This window comes from Kribbella sp. NBC_01245 (assembly GCF_036226525.1).
Taxonomy (GTDB): domain Bacteria; phylum Actinomycetota; class Actinomycetes; order Propionibacteriales; family Kribbellaceae; genus Kribbella.
In genome coordinates this window covers 4,842,333-4,860,103 of record NZ_CP108487.1, presented here as the reverse complement: position 1 = coordinate 4,860,103, position 17,771 = coordinate 4,842,333, and the positions used below count along the sequence as shown (strand labels likewise).

The following is a 17,771-nucleotide window of genomic DNA, read 5'->3' as shown; positions in this document are numbered from 1 at the left end:
CATAGGCCGTTCCTATCGCGCGGTCCTGGGTACTTGGCGACTACTCGAGGGAAGGGAATTGGCGATGATCGCGGTCACCACGCCAACGGGACAGGTCGGGTCGCGCGTCGTACGGCTGCTGGTGCAGGCTGGAGTGCGACCGATGGTTCTCGTGCGGGATCCGCAGAAGCTCGATCCGGCGCTGCTGCCGTACGTCGACGTGGCTGTCGGGGACCAGGGCGACGTGGAATTCGTGGTGGACGCGACGAAGGCGGTGGAGGCCTTGTTCTGGGTCGATCCGCCGACCGGTGACGACGATCCGGTGGCTGGGTATGCGCGGATGGGGTTCAGCGCGGCTCGTGCGGTGGTCGCTAACCAGATTGAGCGGACGGTCTTCCTTAGCAGTATTGGCGCGGAGAAGCGGTCTGGAGCGGGTGAGATCGATGGCCTGGCGCGGACGGAGGAATTGCTCGACGCGACCGGTGTTTCGGTACTGCATTTGAGGTGCGGGTATTTCTTCACCAACCTGCTGCTCGATCCGTCGGCGCTGCAGGAAGGGGTTCTTCGTACGACGATGGCGCTCGACGCGAGTATGCCGTGGGTGGACCCGCGCGATATCGCCGAGATCGCGACCGTTCGGCTCCTTTCGACCGAGTGGGCCGGGCGCGACGTACAGGCCGTGCATGGGCCCGAGGACCTTTCGTTCGCGCAAGTCGCTGACATCCTCACGCGTGTGCTCGGGCGGGAGGTGCGCGCTGAACACATCACGGACGACCGGCAGCGTTCGGCGCTTCGATCCTTGGGGATGACCGAGGCTCAGGTGGAAGGCATCCTCGGCATGACGCTCCGGGACTTCACCCCTGAGAACCCCCGCACCCTGCTGACCACCACGCCCACGACCCTCGCCTCCTGGGCGGCCGCAAACCTGGTTTAGCGGGTCTCGGCTTGGCGGGCTCGGTGCGCGGCGGCTTTTACGCGGCTTTGGCAGGCGGGGGAGCAGAAGCGGCGTTTGCTGTTCTTCGAGGTGTCGACGAAGACGCGATCGCAGGCCGGCGCGGCGCAGACGCCGAGGCGGCCGGCGAGGTCGCTGCCCAGAGCCATCGCGAGTCCGGCGGCGCATCCGGCCGCCCAGCCGTTGGCCAGGGTGTCATCGGGCCCGTGGAAATGCAGGTTCCAGCCATCGGTCTTGTCGAGCTGCGGCCGGGCATCGGTCGCCCGCAGCAGGCCGTTGACCTCGGACGCGGCCTGGTCGGTATCGCCCCCGTGGGCCGCCTCGAACACCACCCGCATCCTGACCGCCACTGCGCTCAGCTTCTCGGCATCGGCCTTGCTGACCTTCGGACGCCGTCGCCCGTCCGCCCCGAGCGCATCCGCGACGGCCTCGACCAGCGCCGTGCCAACCGGCACCTCGAAGTCAGCCCCGCCGGTCTGGCCCGGGGTGAGCCTGTTCACCAGCTGGACCGCGGCGGTCAGCAGGTTCAATACGTGACTATCGAAGTTCACTTGACCAGTCACCCCCAATCTCCGTAAAGTCCAGGTCGTGACCAACCATAGTGCTTTCGACAGTCACGCACGGCCCGCCCCGGCGGTGTCGTGGCGCGGTTTGTCGTCGACGGTCTGGGTGCTGGTGGTCGCACGGGCGGTGAACCGGCTCGGCGCCTTCACCCTGCCCTTCCTCGGCGTCGTCCTGACGGTCGAACTCGGCGCCTCGGTGGCCGAGGCCGGGCTGGTGCTCACGGTGTTCGGCCTCGCGACCATTCCGTCCCGCGTCTTTGGTGGTCACTTGGCCGATCGACTCGGAGCGAAGCACACGATCGTCGTCGGCCTGGTGGGATGTGCCATCGCTCAGGCCTGGATCGCCCTCTCGAGCACCCTGTGGTCGGCCGTTCTCGCCGCCATCCTGCTCGGCTTGGTATTCGAGATCTACGAACCACCCAGCCAAGCGATCATCGCTGACGTAACCGAAGCCCTCGACCGCCCAGCCGCCTACGGCCTCCTGGGCGCAGCCGTCGCAGCAGGCGCCGTACTCGCCGGCCTCCTGGCAGCCGCCCTCGGCCACTTCGACCTACGCTGGCTCTTCGCAGCCGACGCCATCACCTGCCTGGCCTGCGCCACCCTGATCGCCTTCGCTCTCCCGACCACGTCCAGCCGCCCGGCATCGTCGGCCGCTGGTGGCAGTTGGCGGGATCCACGGCTGCTGGCCATGCTCGCGACCGGAACAGTCTTCGCCACGCTCTACATGCAACTGGTGATCGGACTCCCGTTCACGCTGCTCGCACGGGACCTACCGGCTTCCACGGTCGGCCTGGTTCTGGCGGTGTCAGCGCTGACCTTAGTGCTGGCTCAGCCACTGCAACGGCTACGGCAAGTCAGAGAGCTAGACGACTTCGCGGCCATGGCGATCGGCTACCTCCTCCTCAGCGCGGGCCTGCTGGCCAACGCGTTCGCCACGACCCTGCCGTCATTCCTCGCGGCCACAGTCGTCTGGAGCCTGGGCGACCTCCTGCTCTTCAGCCGCGCCTACACGATCGTCGCCGCCCTCGCGCCAGACAACGCCCGCGGCCGCTACATGGCCACCTACGGCCTCAGCTGGGGAATCGCCACCACCCTCGCCCCCATCGCCGGCACCCAACTCCTCACCGCCGCCGGCCCCACCACCCTCTGGACCCTCTCCGCCCTAACCGCCCTCGTTCTTGCGCTAGTCCAACCAGCAATGCGACGCCACCTTTCACTCCCGGAGGTGTGACCGGCTCGCGTACACGCCATGGGCAAACACGGTCCCATCCGCACGGATCGTCGCCGCGCGCCAGGCGAGCTGGTCGTCATCGGGAAGTGGAAGTGGCGGCTTCAGCACGTGCGTCTCGGTAGCGCCGGTCAACACCAGAACCGGATCGGCATCGGCGAAGGTGGCGGGCTCGTCGTGCGGATAGACATCAACCCAGATCTCGACGGTGCGCCATCCCTCGTCGGCTGGGTTGGTTATGCGCAGGGTCTCCGGCCCACCGTCCCGAGCGTCCTCGTCGAGCCTGGCGTGGTCGCCGACGAGCAACCGGTGATAGATGTACGACGTCCCGCGCTCGTGTCTCACCATCGCGTGAAGATCCAGGTCATGCACCGAGGAATTCCAGTGCAAGCTGATGGTCAGATCCTCACCGTTGAGGACGACTTCGGCGGCGGGCGCAGGAGCTGGGGGCAACGCCTCGATGACGGCTTGCCGGAACGCCGCTGATTCGGCAGGCCGGGCCGGGCGGAGGTCGGCCACGATGATGGCCCTGTCGCGGTTCGCCGCGGCGACCCAGTTCTTCACTTTCGGGCCCACCACGCCGTACGCGGCCAGAATCACCTTCGCGTTGGGAAGGCCCTCGGTGTAGTCGGCTAGTGCGAGGCCATGGCTCTTGTTCGCGGCCTTGCCGTACTGCTTCACCTCTATCGCGAGAGGTGTGCCGGTCGTCCGGTCGTCCGCGGCGGCGTCGAAGAAGCGGTAGTCGGGCTGGATGTTCTTGGTTCGCGACTTGCCGACCGGGTTATCCAGGGGTGAACGCAGCTCGGTCCACAACTCGAGGGTGCTGCCCGCACAGGGCAGGATGGCGATCAGCGTTTCGTGGAAGGGGAAGGCGAGCCGGCCGTTGTCGACGCGGAAGCGCAGGCGCTGGTCGAGTGCCGCGTCGATCTCGGTGATGACCCATGCCGCGTAGAGCTCGTGCCGGAACCCCCAGGTCGGCAACGACAGGATCGACTCGAGGACCTCGCGTCGTACCTCTGCCAGGTGCAACCTGGTGGGCAACGAATCCAGCCAGCCGCGCAGCATGCCGGTCAGATCAGGCGCCAGCTCGTTGACGTCCTCGGCTGCGAGCGCGCTGTGCAGGCCGATCACGCACTCGAGAAGCCAGAATTCGGAGACCAGCATCCAGAGCGCCCGGAGGTCTTCAGGTGAGCCGGCCTCCTCGCCAAGCTCCGCAGCCAATGCGGGTCGGCCTGCCGACACCATGCGGGCGCGTCCGAGAACGCTGTGAAAGACCTCCATCGCCTCAGCGGCCGCCCGGTCCAAATCATCGATACCCGTCTTCGGTGGCGACGGAATTCCGGTAGGCCAGATGTCGCCATTGGCGTATTGATCGACCCAATCTCCTAGCTCGGCCGGAATCCGGCCAACGCCTGCCCGGCCGGCTAGCGGGAATCGCGGAGAGTCGATCGTCACCTGAACGGCCAAGACTGATTCCAGTCTCGTGACGGTCCTCTTGACCTCTTCGCGAAAGTTGCTGAGAAGGAGGTCAAGCTCCTTGTCCTGCTGGAATTCGTAGACGATTCGAAGATTGTCCCCGGTGCCGGTATCGGCGTCTATTCGCGCATACAGCCCAAGCAGATCCGTGAGCATTTCCGTGAAGGGGCGCAAAGACGCGAGCATGACGCGCAACAATGCCTCAGCGGTGGCGTCGACACGGGTTAGTCCGGCCGCGATGTCCTCGCGGGCCGTCAGCGAGAAGGCTGTGCGGATGGTGTCGGCGAGGTCCTGGTCGTAGCCCTTCAGTCGCAGCTTCTTCGTTTCGCAGAGGTCGCGCCACAGGTCGGCGGCCGAGGACAGCGCTGTCATGGCTGACCACCGTAGGAGGGACCGCGGCTACTGCCTAGTGCCGAGGTCTGGTCGTGGTGGCCGTGGTGGGGGCACACTCGGTGACGGGGGTGCTCTTGGCTGTGCCGAAGCCGGGGCCGTAAGAACGTTGGGGGATGGCATGACGGGACAAGTGCGTGTTGACGAGGGTGGAGTGCTCGCCCACTACGCCGACTGGCGGAGCCGGACGGCCGGGAGATCGGTCGCGGCGCTCGGGCCGACGGATCTGACTGCCGCGGTGTACGTCGCGGACGAGGTGATCGTCGACGAGGAAGACCGCGAGCTGATCGACGAACTCGTCGGCCGGTACGGCGCGGAGGTGATCGACGATCGGGAACTGCCCGAGCCGCCGGAGGGCATCCACGTCCGCGAAGACGCGTTGCGCGGCCCGGTCGCCGTACGGTTGAAGTTTCGCGAGGTGCCTGCGGTCGACGGGCAGGACGATCTGTTGCAGCGGGCGGTCGGCGACCGCGGTGACGAGGTGTTCGCGAGTTCGGAGATGGGCGCGGCCGTCGCGGCGATGACGGCCCGATTCGCCTTGGACGGAAGGCCGATCGGCCTCAACCTGTTCGGCGAACCACTCGCCATGCCGTTGTCGACGGCAACGGAAAGCGCGATACCGGGTGCCGGCGCCAACCCGTTCGCCTATGCGGCATTCGCCGGGCGGACCCGGATGGTCGAGGCCTGGCAGTTGATGGACTCGATCCAGCGGATGCGGAGCAACCCGTTCGTCGTACTGGCCGTGCTGGACAACGGGTTCTGGCTCGACGCCAACGGTGCACCGATCGTCGCGGCGGGGCAGACCGCGTCCGACCTCGGCGCCGGCGTGATGCAGCTCAACCTGATGGCCGAGGGCACGCCCGCGGGCGGGATTTCGCCGTCGAACGGCTGGCACGGCAACTCGGTCGCCAGTGCGGGCGCGGGCATCCTGAACAACGCGGCCGGGGCGGCGGGCAGCGGCGGGACGGTGGCCACGCCGATGCTGTTCCGGACCGACATCTCGGTGGACCAGATGATGCGCTGCGCACGGATCTGCGCGGCCTGGGGGCTCGACGTACTCAACATGTCCATCGGGACCTGGGGTCAGGACGAAATCTGGTTCCCGACCACCGCGTGGGACAAGGCGTTCCAGTTCGCGGCGGACAACGGCGTGGTGCTGATCGCGGCCGCCGGCAACAGCACGCTCGACCTTCCGGATGATGAGAACATCCGGCCTGCCACCAGGACGCCGGGCGTACTCACGATCGGCGCACTCGACGCCTCCGACAACGCTGCCGGGTTCTCGAACTACGGCTCGTCGGTCAACCTCTGGGCACCAGGTACGGCGATCCCGGTCGCGCCGGACGGAGCCGCCCCGCTCGGATCGACGAAGAACGGTACGTCGTTCGCCGCGCCGATCGTGGCGGGCGTTGCCGCGATGATGCGCAGCGCCAACCCGAACCTGAGCGCGCACGACATTCGCCGCATCCTGGTCGAAACCGCCTGGCAGGGGACGGGCCGGGTGACGAAGGGACTAGACGCGTTCGCCGCGCTGTTCGCCGCCATCGGTACCGCGATGCCCGACAACAGCGAGCCGAACAACACCCCGGCAACCGCGAGTCAGCTCATCCCGACCGGTCCGGGTGGTGCGCTCCAGCCGGGGCTCGGCCCGTTCACGGCGCGGTCGAAGTCGGGGGATACCGACTACTGGAAGTTCCGGGTGGAGCGGTTCTCGACGGTGACCGTGGCCGTCGACTGGTACGAACGCCTCAGCACGCTCGGCGTACTCGTCGAAGGGGAGGACCCGGACGTCCGCGGCCCCGACGACATGACCCGGACGGACACCTCCGGCGGGCTCACGCTGACCGGGTTGCTGCCACCCGGTGATTACCGAATTCGTGTCACCGGCGGCGGCGTAACGGCGTACAGCCTGCGGGTGACACAACAGCCGGCCTCATTGCCGCGGGACGTGTTCGAGAAGAACGACTCGTTCGAGTCGGCGGCCGTCATGCTGTTCGAGACGAACAAGTGGAGCCCCTTCTTCACGCGGAGCTGGGGCCCCGGCACGTACGACGCGACGTTGCACCGCGACCTGCTGTTCTCGCCGTACATCGGTGGTGGCGTGAAAACCTCGGTCAACGCCGACTACTTCCGGCTGGACGTGCCGGATCGCAAGATCTTCAGCCGTCCCGCCGTCGCGGTCTTCGACTCCGACCGGCCACTCGAAGTGACCTTGTACGACGAATGGCGCAACGTCATCGAAATCCGGACGAACCTCCGGAACGTGACGCTCTACCCGCCGCCGAAGTCGACGTGCTACCTCCGCGTCACCGGTGGCCAGGTCACCCGCTATCGCATTTCCACCCGGATGGAGACCGACAGCCGGATCATCCCCGGACCATGGGAGGAGGTGCACGTGTTCCCGAAGTGGTGGGGCGATCCGCCGCCGCTGCGCGTGGTCGACCGGGTCACGCACTACCTCTACGAGCTCGGCGAAGACCGTGGCGACGGGCCCGCGCTGGCGTTCAGTAACCCTGGCGAAGACCTTCGCATCGACCTCATCGACCGGAACGGCGAGATCGTCCGCGAGGCCCGAACCCTCGACGACCGCCTCCTCCTCGACACCGAAGGCCTGGAACCCGGCCCCTACATCGTCCAGATCTCCCGCCCCGAAGAAGCCAGCCTCACCGAACTTCGCGTAGTCCCACCGCTGCCAAACCGCCGCCTCCGCTAGGGCTTGCGCGTCCCGACGAGGGTTGCCTGGTTGGGGGCCAGGCGGAGTTCGGTGGTGAGGAGGGCGGGGTGGTTGAGCCAGTGCAGGCGGGCCTGGTCGATCGAGCCGTCGTGGTGGGGCGGCCAGCTGGTCATCGGGGTTAAGTCGTCGATGACCAGCGTGCCGCCGGGGTTGAGGGCCTGGGTGGGGTCGATCGGTACGCCGTGTTTGCCGTGGCCGCCACCGTCCAGGAACAACAGGTCGAACGGGCCGTGCCGGGTGATCTCGGTCCAGTCGCCGGTATAGATCTCGACGTCCGGCTCGTCGGCGAACAACCGGCGGGCCTCGTCCGCTCGCTCGGGATTCCGCTCCAGGCTCACCACGCGTACGCCGGGCCGCCGACCGCTGATCAGCCACGCCAACCCCACGCCACAGCCGGTCCCGGTCTCGCCAATGGCCGCGCTCGCACCACCGGCCAACGTGTGCAACAGCCGGCCTTGCTCGGGCTGGCAGGACGACGTGAACCCCGTCTGTCCCGCCAACTCCATGGCTGCCAAAACCAGCAACGGCGCCTCAATGACTCCCATCTGCCCCATTGTGGTCGCCGCACCGGCTACTGCCGAGGCCCAGGGGGTTTGGCGGTTGCTTGGCGTGGTAGAAATCGGGCACCACTCCACTGGCGCGGGTGGCTTTTGGGTGACGCAGGTCTGGAGCCGGGTGATGGTGGAGTTCAACCCCGACGAGCCCTTGGTGGCTCGCACGTTCGCGGAGTTGGCCGTGGAGTTGCATGACGCGCCCTCCGTGGAGGAGACGGTCGACGCGGTTCTGCAGTTCGCTCTGCGGGCCGTCAGCTGCACGTACGCCGGGCTGGTCCTCGCGGCGCGCGGTGGCCGGGCCGAGATCGGCGCGGTCACGGATCCGCTGATCGAAAAGCTCTACCGGTTCCAGCTCGACGCCGGTGACGGGCCGCTGCTCGATTCCCTCGGCGAGCAGATCATCATCGGCGTGCGCGATACCGGCACCGACACCCGCTGGCCGGAATGGGCCGCTAAGGCGCGCGCGCTCGGCCTCGGCAGCGTGCTGCACATGCCACTCGCGATCGGCGAACAGACCGTCGGCGTACTCAGCCTGTTCAGCACCGAGCCGAACGCGTTCGGCGACGACGATCTGGCCATCGCCCACATCCTCGCCCGGCACGCCTCGGTCGCCGTCGCGCACGCCCGGCACGACGAGTCCATGACGCAGGCGGTCGACGCCCGCAAGCTGGTCGGGCAGGCGATGGGCATCCTGATGATCAAGTTCGACGTCGACGGGGATCGCGCCTTCGCCATCCTCAAGCGCTACTCCCAGGACACCAACACCAAACTCCGCGACGTCGCCCAACAAGTAATCGACACCCGCAACCTCCCGGCGCACTGACAGCTAGGGGCGGCCGGCAAGTATGTAGGTACGCGGATATCGCTCCTCTCCGGCCGGATCCCGGCTCACTCGGGTGTGGGGGACCAGGCCGGCCTCGCTCATCGCCGTCGCGACGGTCTCCACGCCACGCATGTAGTACTCCAGCTCGATCTCCTGCCCGAATGCCTCGGTACGACGGACGAGCTCGTCCCCGGCGAGCGTTGCGATCGCGATCTGGCCTCCCGGTTTCAGCACCCGGCGCATCTCCGCGAAGACGCCGGGCAATTCCGAAGGCGGGATGTGCATCAGCGCGAACCACGAGACGATCCCCGCCAACGACTCGTCCGGCTCGTCGATCGCGGTCATCGATCCCACCTCGAACCGCACGCCCGGATTCCTCGCCCGCGCGATCTCGACCATCTGAGGCGACAGGTCGATCCCGAACACATCCAGCTCGAGCTCCCGCAGATGGGCCGTCGTCTGCCCCGGACCCGACCCCAGCTCGGCGATCGGCCCGGCCGGCACCAGCTCCGCGAACGCCGCCATCAGCGCGCGGTCCAAAGGCTGCTCGGACAAACCGGTATGGGCCTCGGCATAAGCCGGTGCCATGGCGTCGTACGACTCGCGGGTGCTCTGCAGGAAGTCCATGGTCGAGGACCCTAGAGCTCGCCTCCGACATTTTCCGGATCGCGCGATGCGCCACGTCGTACGACGAGCAAGACGACGGGGAAAACCGCCAGCAACAAGGCGAGAGCGGCGAATCCGAAGGCGAGAGTGGTCACGGTCGCGATGGCTGCGACGAGGAGTGGGCCGCCCGCGTCGCCGAGTTCGCGACCGAGTTCGGCGGAGCCCATCGTCTGGCCGAGGCGTTCCGGTGGTGCCGAGGTGGCCAGGGCGGCGAAGCCCAGCGGCGTGATCAGGCCGGTGCCGGTTCCGATCAGTACGGCGGCCGCCAGGATGCCCGGCAATCCCGGCACCATCGCGAAGGCCAATCCGGCAGCGGTCACCAGTAGGCCGATCGTCAGCCCGGCGCGAGTGGTGAGCCGTCCGCTGTCGAGAGCTCGGCCGGCTTGTGGTTGGACGAACGCGGCGGTCGCGGCCAATACCGAGACGGCCGCGCCGGTCGCGATGGCGCCGAGACCCGCGATCGCGCCCGAGACCGGGAGGAAGCCGACGCCCACCGACAACGCGGCGGTAGCACCGGCAAGGGCCGCAGTCGGCTGCCAGAACGCCGGCTCGGCCAGCCGCCGGGCCAGGTCGACCACCGTCTGCCGCGACCGGGGCAAAGGCGCCACAGCCGGCACAGCCAACAACGCCCAGACAGCGACCGCCACGCCCAGTACAGCCATCACGGCGAACAACAACCGCAGTCCGCCGGCCCACACGAGTACGCCGCCAAGCAACGGGCCAAGGGTGTAGCCGATGCTCTTGTAGAACCCGTAGCTGCCAAAGGCTCTACCGTGCTTGGCAGTGGGGTTGAGCCTTGCTACCAACGCAGAGGCCGAGGGGGAGAAGGCAGAGGCTGCAGCGCCTTGCCCGAGCCGTGCCGCCCATAACCAGCCAGGGCTGTCCGCCAACGCATAGAGCGCCGAGGCCGCTGCGAACGCGACTAGGCCTCCCAAGAGCACAGGACGCGCACCAACCCGATCAGCGAGTGTGCCGAACAGTGGCTTCAGTACGACCTCAGCACCGTCGTACAGCGCTAGTAGTCCACCGAGAACCAGCAGAGAGGTAACGGCATCGCCAGACGCTCCAAGGCTTGCCGCGATCCCGTGCGCGCCGAAGGCGGTCGTGAAGCCTGCGGCGTACAAAGGCCACATCTGCCGCTTGGTAGACATCAAACGTCCGTGCCGTGGAGTGCGGCGATCACACGTTCGGCATAGTCCTCGCACGCGGTTGCACAGGAAGCAAGTCGCTGCGAAGCCTGTGCAGCCTCTGGCGTGCCGAAGACGTCTCGGGCGGTCAGGTCGCGATGCCAGCGGCGGAGCCGTTCGAGCGACTGCTCCTCCTCTTCGAGCTCCGCCAGAGTGAACTTGGCCTGCCGGATCTCCTTCGCCAACTCCGCCTCGAACTTGCCGCAGTCGGCCAAGAACTCCGTCCAGTCCTCCCGACGGGCGGCCGCGAAGAGCTCCTCCAGCCGCCGGGAGTCCGCCGCCGTACGACCCGCTGCCTCCAGCGTCACCACCTCGCCCTCAGCGCGAGTCGCGAGCTCAGTCGCGCGCGCGAGTCCCGCGGCGAAGACCGGCACGTCCGGCACCGCCCAGGACCCTTGCCCCAGCGAGAGCGCGCCGATCCGGCGAAGCTCCCGCCACACCGCCACGCGATGACGAGACGGGCCTGCGGGCAGTCGTACGAGCAAGACGATCCACCGGGTAGTCACATCCAGAAATGTAACACCTGCTACATCACCCGCGGGAGTACTAGGGTCGCGGTATGGACCTGGTGGAGGCGGCGCGAGGTGGCGACGCGGCGGCGTTTGAGCAACTGGTCGCGGGACATCGCCGGGAGCTGACGGCGCACAGCTATCGGATGCTCGGCTCGATGTACGACGCCGAGGACGCCGTCCAGGAGACCCTGCTCAGCGCGTGGAAGGCCTTCGGTGGTTTCGAGGGCCGCAGTTCGTTGCGCACCTGGCTCTACCGGATCTGCACCAACGCCTGCCTGCGACTGAGCGCGAAACGCCCGCCGCGAATGCTCTCGCCCGACCACGGCCCGGCGTTCACGCAGACCGCGGACCTCGGCGACGTCGTACCCGGAGAGGTCTGGATCGAGCCTTGGCTGGACGACGTAGACGATCCGCTCGCGCAAAGGGAGTCGGTGGAGCTGGCGTTCGTCGCGGCGCTGCAGCACCTCCCGGCCAACCAGCGGGCCGTCCTGATTCTTCGCGAGGTGCTGGAGTATTCCGCCGCCGAGGTGGCCGACATCCTCGACACCACGCCCGCATCGGTGAACTCGGCGTTGCAGCGGGCGCGTAAGACCGTCGAGGAGCGGGTGCCGCCGGTGTCCCAGCAGGCCGAGGTGGCGGCCCTTGGCGCGGCGGCACAACGCGAGTTGGTCGAGGCGCTGGTGTCGGCCTGGCACAAGGCTGACGTCGACGCCTTGCTGGCGCTGCTGACAGAGGACGCGAAGTTCACGATGCCGCCGCTGCCGGCCTGGTTCGAGGGCCGCGCGAACGTCGGGGCGTTCCTGACCGAGCGGATGTTCGTCGCGCCTTGGCGAGTGCGGCCGATCTGGGCGAACGGGCAGCCCGCGCTGGTCTGCTACATGCGAAACGAGGCCGGCCGGTTCGCGCTCACAGGCGTCACCGTGTTGAGCATTCGCGACGGCCGGATCAGCTGGCTGGCGTCCTTCATCGATCCGGCGATGCTCGCGCGCTACGGCCTGCCGGAAGAATTTTCGGACTGACCGATGAATCCGGGCGACTCCTCGTCTCTACCTGAATAAGAGCGTGCGAACGAACGCACGCCATCGAGAGGAGCACCCGAGATGCGCAAGCTGATCGTCACCGCCATCGTTTCCCTGGACGGCTACTTCGAGGGCAAGGACTTCGACGTGATGGCCCTGCCCATGGGCGACGCGTTCAACGACCACAACCTCGAGCGGTTGCAGGCCGCGTCCACGTTGCTGCTCGGCCGCAAGACGTACACGGACTTCCTCGGCTTCTGGCCGGACGTGGCCGCCGATGAGGAGGCGCCGGAGGTGTTGCGGGCGATCTCGCGGATCAACAACACGATCGAGAGGGTCGTGGTGTCGGACACCCTGACCGCGGCCGCGCCTTGGGCCGACACCGAGGTCGTCGCCCGGGCGGACGCCCGCAAGCGGATCGCGGAGCTGAAGGCCGAGGAGGGCGGCGACATCATCATGTTCGGCAGTCGCACGCTCTGGCATGACCTGCTGGCCGCGGGCCTGGTCGACGAGATCCACTTGATGTACGGGCCGGTGGTGCTCGGCGAGGGTACGCCGATGTTCGAGGCCGGTACGGTCGCTCCCGTCGGCATGGTCGGCGTGCAGCGGCCGGATGGAGTGGTGCCGTTCCCCGCCGGCACGGTCTCCCCGCTCAAGCTGCAGGGCGTTCGTACGTTCGAGGGCTCGGAGAACTTCGTCGCCCAGTACGCCGTCGTCCCCCAGTCGTAGGTCCCCCAGTAGGTCTTAGCGGCGTCCGGGCCCTGGCGGGAGTTCTTCGTCCGCCAGGGCCGGGGGCGCGGCCTGTTTCCACGAGTCGACGAGGATGTCGTACAGCTCGTCGAGATCCTCCAGCGCATCGAGACGGGCGCGAACCCAGGACGAGCCGGCCTCGTGCGGCGGTACCCAGAACTTCTCCGGCTCGGCCGCGATCAGCTCGTTGCGTTCGAGCCGGGGACAACGCACCGCGAACGACGTCTGGTCATCCGGCACGGTGACGAACATCCGGCCGGCCACATCGAACGTCGGATGGTTCCACCGCTCCTTCTCGGTCGTCTGCGGTAGCGAGAGGGCGATCCGGCGTACGTCGTCTGCGTCAAGCACGCGCCCATGATGCCTGCCGCTCAGGTTCGTTGGGCAAAGTTTTGGTAACCGTCATTGTGCGGACGGCGGTTTCCGTGCTCTAGTGCCCCGGGGGATTCGGCCACTGATCTGTGGGGGTTTTGCGTGAGGAAAGTCTGCTTTGCCGTGCTCGGAGTCCTGGGCGCGGCACTGCTGCCGTCGATCCCGGCCCAGGGCACCGGTGCGTCGCTGACGGCTGTCGCCCAGCCGATCTGGCAGACGAACGCCGATGTCCGCATTCTGGCGGTCAGTGGCGGCAAGGTTTATGCGGGCGGCCGGTTCACCTCGGTCCGTCCGCCGGGTTCCGTCGCGGGGACCAACGAGGTCGCCCGCACGTACCTGGCGCGTTTCGACGCCGTCACCGGAGCCCTCGATACGAGCTTCAACCCGGTGCTGAACGACGCGGTCTACTCGATCGCCGCCTCGGCCGATGGCAAGCGGATCTTCGTCGGTGGCGACTTCACCACGGTCAACGGCGTCACCCGCAAGAAGCTGGCCGCCTTCGACGCGGCAACGGGTGCCCTCAGCAACCAGTGGAAGCCGTCGGCGTCCTGGCGGGTCAAGGCCATCGAGGTGCGCGGCAACACCGTCTGGCTTGGCGGTTCGTTCAGCCTGGTCAACAACGTCGACAGGCTCCGCCTCGCGGCCGTCACCGCCGACACCGGAAGTTTGTTGCCCTGGGCACCGGAGGCCAACAACGAGGTCTACGCGCTGGAGGTGACCGACGACGGCACCAAGCTGTACGCCGGTGGCCCCTTCAGCAAGGTGAACGGTGTGGCGGCGAACACAGTGGTCAGCCTCGACCCGGTCAGCGGCACCGTCCGCTCCTTCGCCGCCGCGAAGGCCGTGCCCGCGCCGTCCTGGAGCTGCACCTCCCGGGTCCGCGACATCACCTCCCACGGCAATCGCGTCTTCTTCGCGAATGCCGGCAGTGGAAGGGGGTGTTTCGACGGCACCTGGGCCGCTGACACCGGCACCGGTGAATTGGTTTGGCGAAACACCTGCCTGGGTGCGACCGAGGCCATCGAATACATCAATGGCTGGCTTTACAAAGGCTCGCACGCGCACGACTGCTCGAGCATGGGGAATTTCCCCGAAGGCGCGGGTTATCGCTTTTTGCTGGTGCAGGATCCGCTCACCGGCAAGATCGGTCCCTGGACGCCGAACACCGACGCCGGACCGCCCACCGAGGTCGGCCCGCTCGCGATGACGACCGACGGCACCAACCTCTGGGTCGGCGGCGACTTCAAGAAGGTCAACGGCGGCGGCCAGCAGGGCATCACCCGCTTCGTACCGACCGGCCCTGGTGCGGCGCCGGCCAAACCGACCAAGCCGCTCGTCTCCGGGGTGGCGCGCGGGTCCATCCGCGTCAACGTGCGAACGGTGTACGACGCGGACGACACGACGCTGACGTACAAGCTCTTCCGCGGTACCAACCGGCAGCTGGTCCACACCTGGACGGGTTTCGCCGAGTGGTGGCGGACGGAGCAGCTCACCTTCACCGACACCGGGCTGACGCCGGGCTCGGACCAGCTCTACCGGGTCGAGGTGACCGACGGCTCGAACGTGGTGCTGTCGAACTACTCCGACCACATCATCGTCCCGAGCTGATTGAGTTCTGACAGAGTGCGGCCCGGCGTGTCGAGCGCGCCGGGCAGCCTCGCCGCTTCACGATTCTGTTCTCACGACTGTGTAGTCCGTGATGAGACAAGTGGAGCGTACTGACTTGAGTCTGGCCAGTGTTGACCCGGAGATCCTGCAGAGCCAGGAGCTGTCCGCCAACGAGAGAAGACGCCTCCGGGTCTCTGCGACCCCAGCGGCCACGTTGCTCGGCCAGGTGGCGGAGAACCTGCGGACGTCGTTGTTCACCGATGACCCCGCCGAGTGGGTCGACATGTGGCAGACCCACTCGCACGCCGCCCGCCTCGAGTGGAGCGGCGGCCCGGAACTGGCCGTCGTACTGTCGCAGCTGGCGGCCAAGGACTACGAGGGCGAGATCGAAGGCGTACCAGGTCTGAGGATGCGCCGGAGCGACTCGTCGTACGGCGAGATGGTCTGGCTCGGCAGCGACCAGCCCGTAGCGCTGCACCTCTCGCGCGTCTGACGGCCGTCTCGACGTGCAGTGAATGCGATGCGTTGCAGCTTCCGGCAACGCGATGCAACTAGCTGCAATTGTTGCTGACGGCCCCTTGCTTCGCGTGACATCTTCGGCAAGACGGAACGATCTCCTCCCCCCGGGATCGTTCCGCTCGGTCCGTCCCGTGCCGTGTAAACCCCGTACCGCACGGGACGGACCCTCTCACCCGTTCGCGAGGTGGTGGGCGACGAAGCTGGACCAGGCGGTGATGGCTGCGGGCGTGGTGGTGTGGTGTGCGCCGGGGAAGGCGATTAGTTGCTTGTCCGGCGAGCCGAGTAGCTCGAACAACTCGAATTGGCCGGCGCGGTCGAAGAGCTCGTCATCCCATTGCACGTGGAACAGCGTCGGCACGGTGATCCTCGGCGCCTCCCGAGTGAAGCGTGGCGCCATATCCACTCCTGCAGGCATTGCCGACGGCTGGCGCATTCCGTATTTGCCGAGCACCGCGCAGCGCAAACGTGGGCCTGCGGCTGCGACGTACGGCAAGCCGAAGCGTGTGCCCATCGAGAAGCCTAGGTACGCAACGCGGTCGGCATCGATGGCGTCTAGCTGCGCAAGGGCGTCGACGGTTGCGCACCAGTCGTCGACCATGCCGTTCGTGATCACGTCGACGCCGCTGGCCGCCATTCGCTGCTGGTATTCGCGACTCTCGACCGGCTCGGGCACTCGGTCGCCGTGGTACGGCCCGTCGATCGCCGCCGACGCGATCCCCGCCGTACACGCGAACCACCTGGCCATACGTACCTGACGATCTGTCCGCTTATGCCCGCTGCCACCGTGTCCCATCAGCACAAGCGGCGCCGCCTGCCCACCCCGCTCCGGCAACCACAAAACTCCCGGTACGACGCCGCCGTCCCGCACTAGGTCGAACCGGCGCTCCAAAACGCCGTCCGCGACAACTGGCGAACCAGGCCAGCGAATCTCCTCCACCCCAGCATCCTGGCAGCCAGACGCGGGTCAGGCGGCCGCTTTTGCGGTGAGTTCGCGTACGGCGGGCGCGATCTCGGTGGCCCAGCGGCTGAGGGTGATGGCGTCTGGAGTGGCGTGGTCGGACGCGAAGAGGGTGAAGCCGGCGGCGTTGTGTTCCAGTACGGCGCCCGTGAGTTCTTCGATCCACTGGTCGACCGAGCCGCCGAGCCATCGGCCGTTGTGGTCACGCGTGGCGGCCAGCGGGCGCTCGGTGATGCGGCCGGGGAGGTTGAAGACCGTGCGGATCTCGCGTGGATCGCGGCCGACTGCGATCGCCGCTTCGTCGATGATCGGCCGGGAGGTCCGATAGCGCTCGCTGAGCCAATCGGCCGCGTGGCCGGGGATCCAGCCGTCGGCCACGCGACCGGTGGCGGCCAGGGACTTCTTGCCGACCGAGCCGGTCCACACGGGGGACGCGGCCACGGGCGCCGGGTCGATCCGGTTCACCCGGTAGTGGCGCCCCTCGTGGGTGACGGGCGGACCGCCACCGGACAACCGCTTGACCAGGATGATCCCTTCCTCGAAGGCGTCCACGGCCTCGCCGGGCGAGAGTCGCGGCACGCCCAGGTCGGTGATGCGATCCCACAGACCGCCCGCGCCCATGCCGAGGACGATGCGGCCGCCGGAGAGCGCCGACAGCGACGTCACCGTGCGCGCCAGCATCGGGGCCGGCCGGGTCGGCAGGTTGGTGACGTTGACCAGGCCAGAGATGTGCTGCGTACGCCCCAGCAGAAATCCGACCGTGGCATAGGCGTCCAGGTTCGTGCCGAGATAGGGGTGATCCGATACCGAGAAGACATCCAGTCCTTCGGCGTCGGCCTGCTGGACCAGGCGCAGCAGCTCCGGCACCCGGCCGATGGCGCTATTCGCACCGAAGCCGAAGGAAATTTCCTGTCCAGACATTTTGCGCACCTCACAGTGATCGAGTTCGTAGTACGAACCATAATAGTTCGTACTACGAACCGCAACCTAAATGCGCTGTCAGTGCTCCAGTTCCATGAAGACGACCGGGACCTCGTTGTCCACCACGACCCGGCCGAGCAATCCGGCGAGTACGTCGCGCTCGGCGGCGGTGAGTCCGGCCGGTAGTTCGTCAACCCGGCGGCAGGTTTCGGCGTAGAACTCCTCCGCCAGCTTGCGTCCTCGCGGAGTGAGCGCGACCCGAACCGCGCGCGTGTCCGACGGATCGGACTCGCGCCGCACCAGACCGTTGCGCTCGGTGCGATCGACCAGCCCGGTGATACTCGATTTGGCGAGTCCCAGCATCGCGCCCAGCTCGCCCATGCCGAACGGCTGCGCCATCAAAACGCAGAGCAATTGCCCCTGCTGCGGCGTAAGGCCGAACTCGCGCCCCGATTCGGCGTACACGGCATTGACCAAGAACGCCGACCGAACCAGCGCGGCCACAACGCCGATCTGACCCTCATCACCTTTGCCCACGCAGCCAAGATAACAGGGAGAAG

18 protein-coding genes are annotated in these 17,771 nt (G+C 67.5%); 8 read left to right on the top strand and 10 right to left on the bottom strand.

Annotated features, from left to right (window positions below):
• The first annotated feature begins 64 nt into the window (after positions 1 to 64).
• A complete protein-coding gene (locus OG394_RS21880) occupies positions 65 to 913 on the top strand; it encodes an NmrA family NAD(P)-binding protein (protein WP_328988877.1) in 849 nt (282 codons plus the stop codon).
• Here OG394_RS21880 and OG394_RS21875 read toward each other — a convergent pair.
• Positions 910 to 1,461, bottom strand: a complete 552-nt coding sequence (locus OG394_RS21875) for a CGNR zinc finger domain-containing protein (RefSeq protein ID WP_328988876.1) — start codon at positions 1,459 to 1,461, stop codon at positions 910 to 912. The two genes, OG394_RS21880 and OG394_RS21875, sit on opposite strands and share 4 nt — an antisense overlap.
• Before the next feature lie 58 nt (positions 1,462 to 1,519).
• On the opposite strand from OG394_RS21875, the gene OG394_RS21870 reads away from it, so the two are divergent.
• Positions 1,520 to 2,725: an MFS transporter gene (locus OG394_RS21870; protein ID WP_328988875.1), complete on the top strand. Its 1,206-nt coding sequence runs from the start codon at positions 1,520 to 1,522 to the stop codon at positions 2,723 to 2,725.
• On the opposite strand, the gene OG394_RS21865 is transcribed toward OG394_RS21870, so the two are convergent.
• Positions 2,708 to 4,570 (bottom strand): hypothetical protein, encoded by a 1,863-nt coding sequence (locus OG394_RS21865; RefSeq protein WP_328988874.1) that lies wholly within the window; start codon positions 4,568 to 4,570, stop codon positions 2,708 to 2,710. The two genes, OG394_RS21870 and OG394_RS21865, sit on opposite strands and share 18 nt — an antisense overlap.
• 139 nt (positions 4,571 to 4,709) lie before the next feature.
• Here OG394_RS21865 and OG394_RS21860 point away from each other — a divergent pair, with 139 nt between their 5' ends.
• Positions 4,710 to 7,301 carry a S8 family peptidase gene (locus tag OG394_RS21860; protein WP_328988873.1) on the top strand — a complete coding sequence of 864 codons (2,592 nt, stop codon included), beginning with the start codon at positions 4,710 to 4,712 and terminating at the stop codon, positions 7,299 to 7,301.
• On the opposite strand, the gene OG394_RS21855 is transcribed toward OG394_RS21860, so the two are convergent.
• Entirely contained in the window at positions 7,298 to 7,867 is a 570-nt protein-coding gene (locus OG394_RS21855) for an O-methyltransferase (protein WP_328988872.1), read from the bottom strand. The two genes, OG394_RS21860 and OG394_RS21855, sit on opposite strands and share 4 nt — an antisense overlap.
• A gap of 133 nt (positions 7,868 to 8,000) precedes the next feature.
• Here OG394_RS21855 and OG394_RS21850 point away from each other — a divergent pair, with 133 nt between their 5' ends.
• Entirely contained in the window at positions 8,001 to 8,699 is a 699-nt protein-coding gene (locus OG394_RS21850; protein WP_328996857.1) for a GAF and ANTAR domain-containing protein, read from the top strand.
• A gap of 3 nt (positions 8,700 to 8,702) precedes the next feature.
• Here OG394_RS21850 and OG394_RS21845 read toward each other — a convergent pair whose 3' ends face one another.
• The 3 genes from OG394_RS21845 to OG394_RS21835 are packed head-to-tail and all read right to left on the bottom strand — an operon-like array spanning position 8,703 to position 11,058.
• On the bottom strand, positions 8,703 to 9,326 hold the full coding sequence (locus tag OG394_RS21845) for a class I SAM-dependent methyltransferase (protein WP_328988871.1): 624 nt from the start codon (positions 9,324 to 9,326) through the stop codon (positions 8,703 to 8,705).
• A gap of 11 nt (positions 9,327 to 9,337) precedes the next feature.
• Positions 9,338 to 10,516 carry an MFS transporter gene (locus tag OG394_RS21840; RefSeq protein ID WP_328988870.1) on the bottom strand — a complete coding sequence of 393 codons (1,179 nt, stop codon included), beginning with the start codon at positions 10,514 to 10,516 and terminating at the stop codon, positions 9,338 to 9,340.
• A complete protein-coding gene (locus tag OG394_RS21835) occupies positions 10,516 to 11,058 on the bottom strand; it encodes a Chromate resistance protein ChrB (RefSeq protein WP_328988869.1) in 543 nt (180 codons plus the stop codon). The genes OG394_RS21840 and OG394_RS21835 overlap by 1 nt, the downstream gene beginning before the upstream one ends.
• Positions 11,059 to 11,111: 53 nt before the next feature.
• Here OG394_RS21835 and OG394_RS21830 point away from each other — a divergent pair, with 53 nt between their 5' ends.
• Together OG394_RS21830 and OG394_RS21825 are read left to right on the top strand one after the other, a co-directional pair.
• Positions 11,112 to 12,083 carry an RNA polymerase subunit sigma-70 gene (locus OG394_RS21830; RefSeq protein ID WP_328988868.1) on the top strand — a complete coding sequence of 324 codons (972 nt, stop codon included), beginning with the start codon at positions 11,112 to 11,114 and terminating at the stop codon, positions 12,081 to 12,083.
• An 81-nt stretch (positions 12,084 to 12,164) separates the two neighbouring features.
• On the top strand, positions 12,165 to 12,812 hold the full coding sequence (locus OG394_RS21825; RefSeq protein WP_328988867.1) for a dihydrofolate reductase family protein: 648 nt from the start codon (positions 12,165 to 12,167) through the stop codon (positions 12,810 to 12,812).
• A gap of 15 nt (positions 12,813 to 12,827) precedes the next feature.
• Here OG394_RS21825 and OG394_RS21820 read toward each other — a convergent pair whose 3' ends face one another.
• Positions 12,828 to 13,184: an MmcQ/YjbR family DNA-binding protein gene (locus OG394_RS21820; RefSeq protein WP_328988866.1), complete on the bottom strand. Its 357-nt coding sequence runs from the start codon at positions 13,182 to 13,184 to the stop codon at positions 12,828 to 12,830.
• Between the two features lie 123 nt (positions 13,185 to 13,307).
• Here OG394_RS21820 and OG394_RS21815 point away from each other — a divergent pair, with 123 nt between their 5' ends.
• Positions 13,308 to 14,813, top strand: a complete 1,506-nt coding sequence (locus tag OG394_RS21815) for a fibronectin type III domain-containing protein (protein WP_328988865.1) — start codon at positions 13,308 to 13,310, stop codon at positions 14,811 to 14,813.
• A gap of 100 nt (positions 14,814 to 14,913) precedes the next feature.
• On the top strand, positions 14,914 to 15,306 hold the full coding sequence (locus tag OG394_RS21810) for a hypothetical protein (protein WP_328988864.1): 393 nt from the start codon (positions 14,914 to 14,916) through the stop codon (positions 15,304 to 15,306).
• A gap of 195 nt (positions 15,307 to 15,501) precedes the next feature.
• Here the strand turns inward: OG394_RS21810 and OG394_RS21805 are convergent, their stop codons facing one another.
• From OG394_RS21805 to OG394_RS21795, 3 genes are all read right to left on the bottom strand, one after another.
• Entirely contained in the window at positions 15,502 to 16,269 is a 768-nt protein-coding gene (locus tag OG394_RS21805; protein WP_328988863.1) for a dienelactone hydrolase family protein, read from the bottom strand.
• A 27-nt stretch (positions 16,270 to 16,296) separates the two neighbouring features.
• Positions 16,297 to 17,211, bottom strand: coding sequence for an LLM class flavin-dependent oxidoreductase (locus tag OG394_RS21800; RefSeq protein ID WP_328988862.1), 915 nt, complete (start codon positions 17,209 to 17,211; stop codon positions 16,297 to 16,299).
• 78 nt (positions 17,212 to 17,289) lie between these two features.
• Positions 17,290 to 17,748 (bottom strand): MarR family winged helix-turn-helix transcriptional regulator, encoded by a 459-nt coding sequence (locus OG394_RS21795; protein ID WP_328988861.1) that lies wholly within the window; start codon positions 17,746 to 17,748, stop codon positions 17,290 to 17,292.
• Between the last annotated feature and the right edge of the window lie 23 nt (positions 17,749 to 17,771).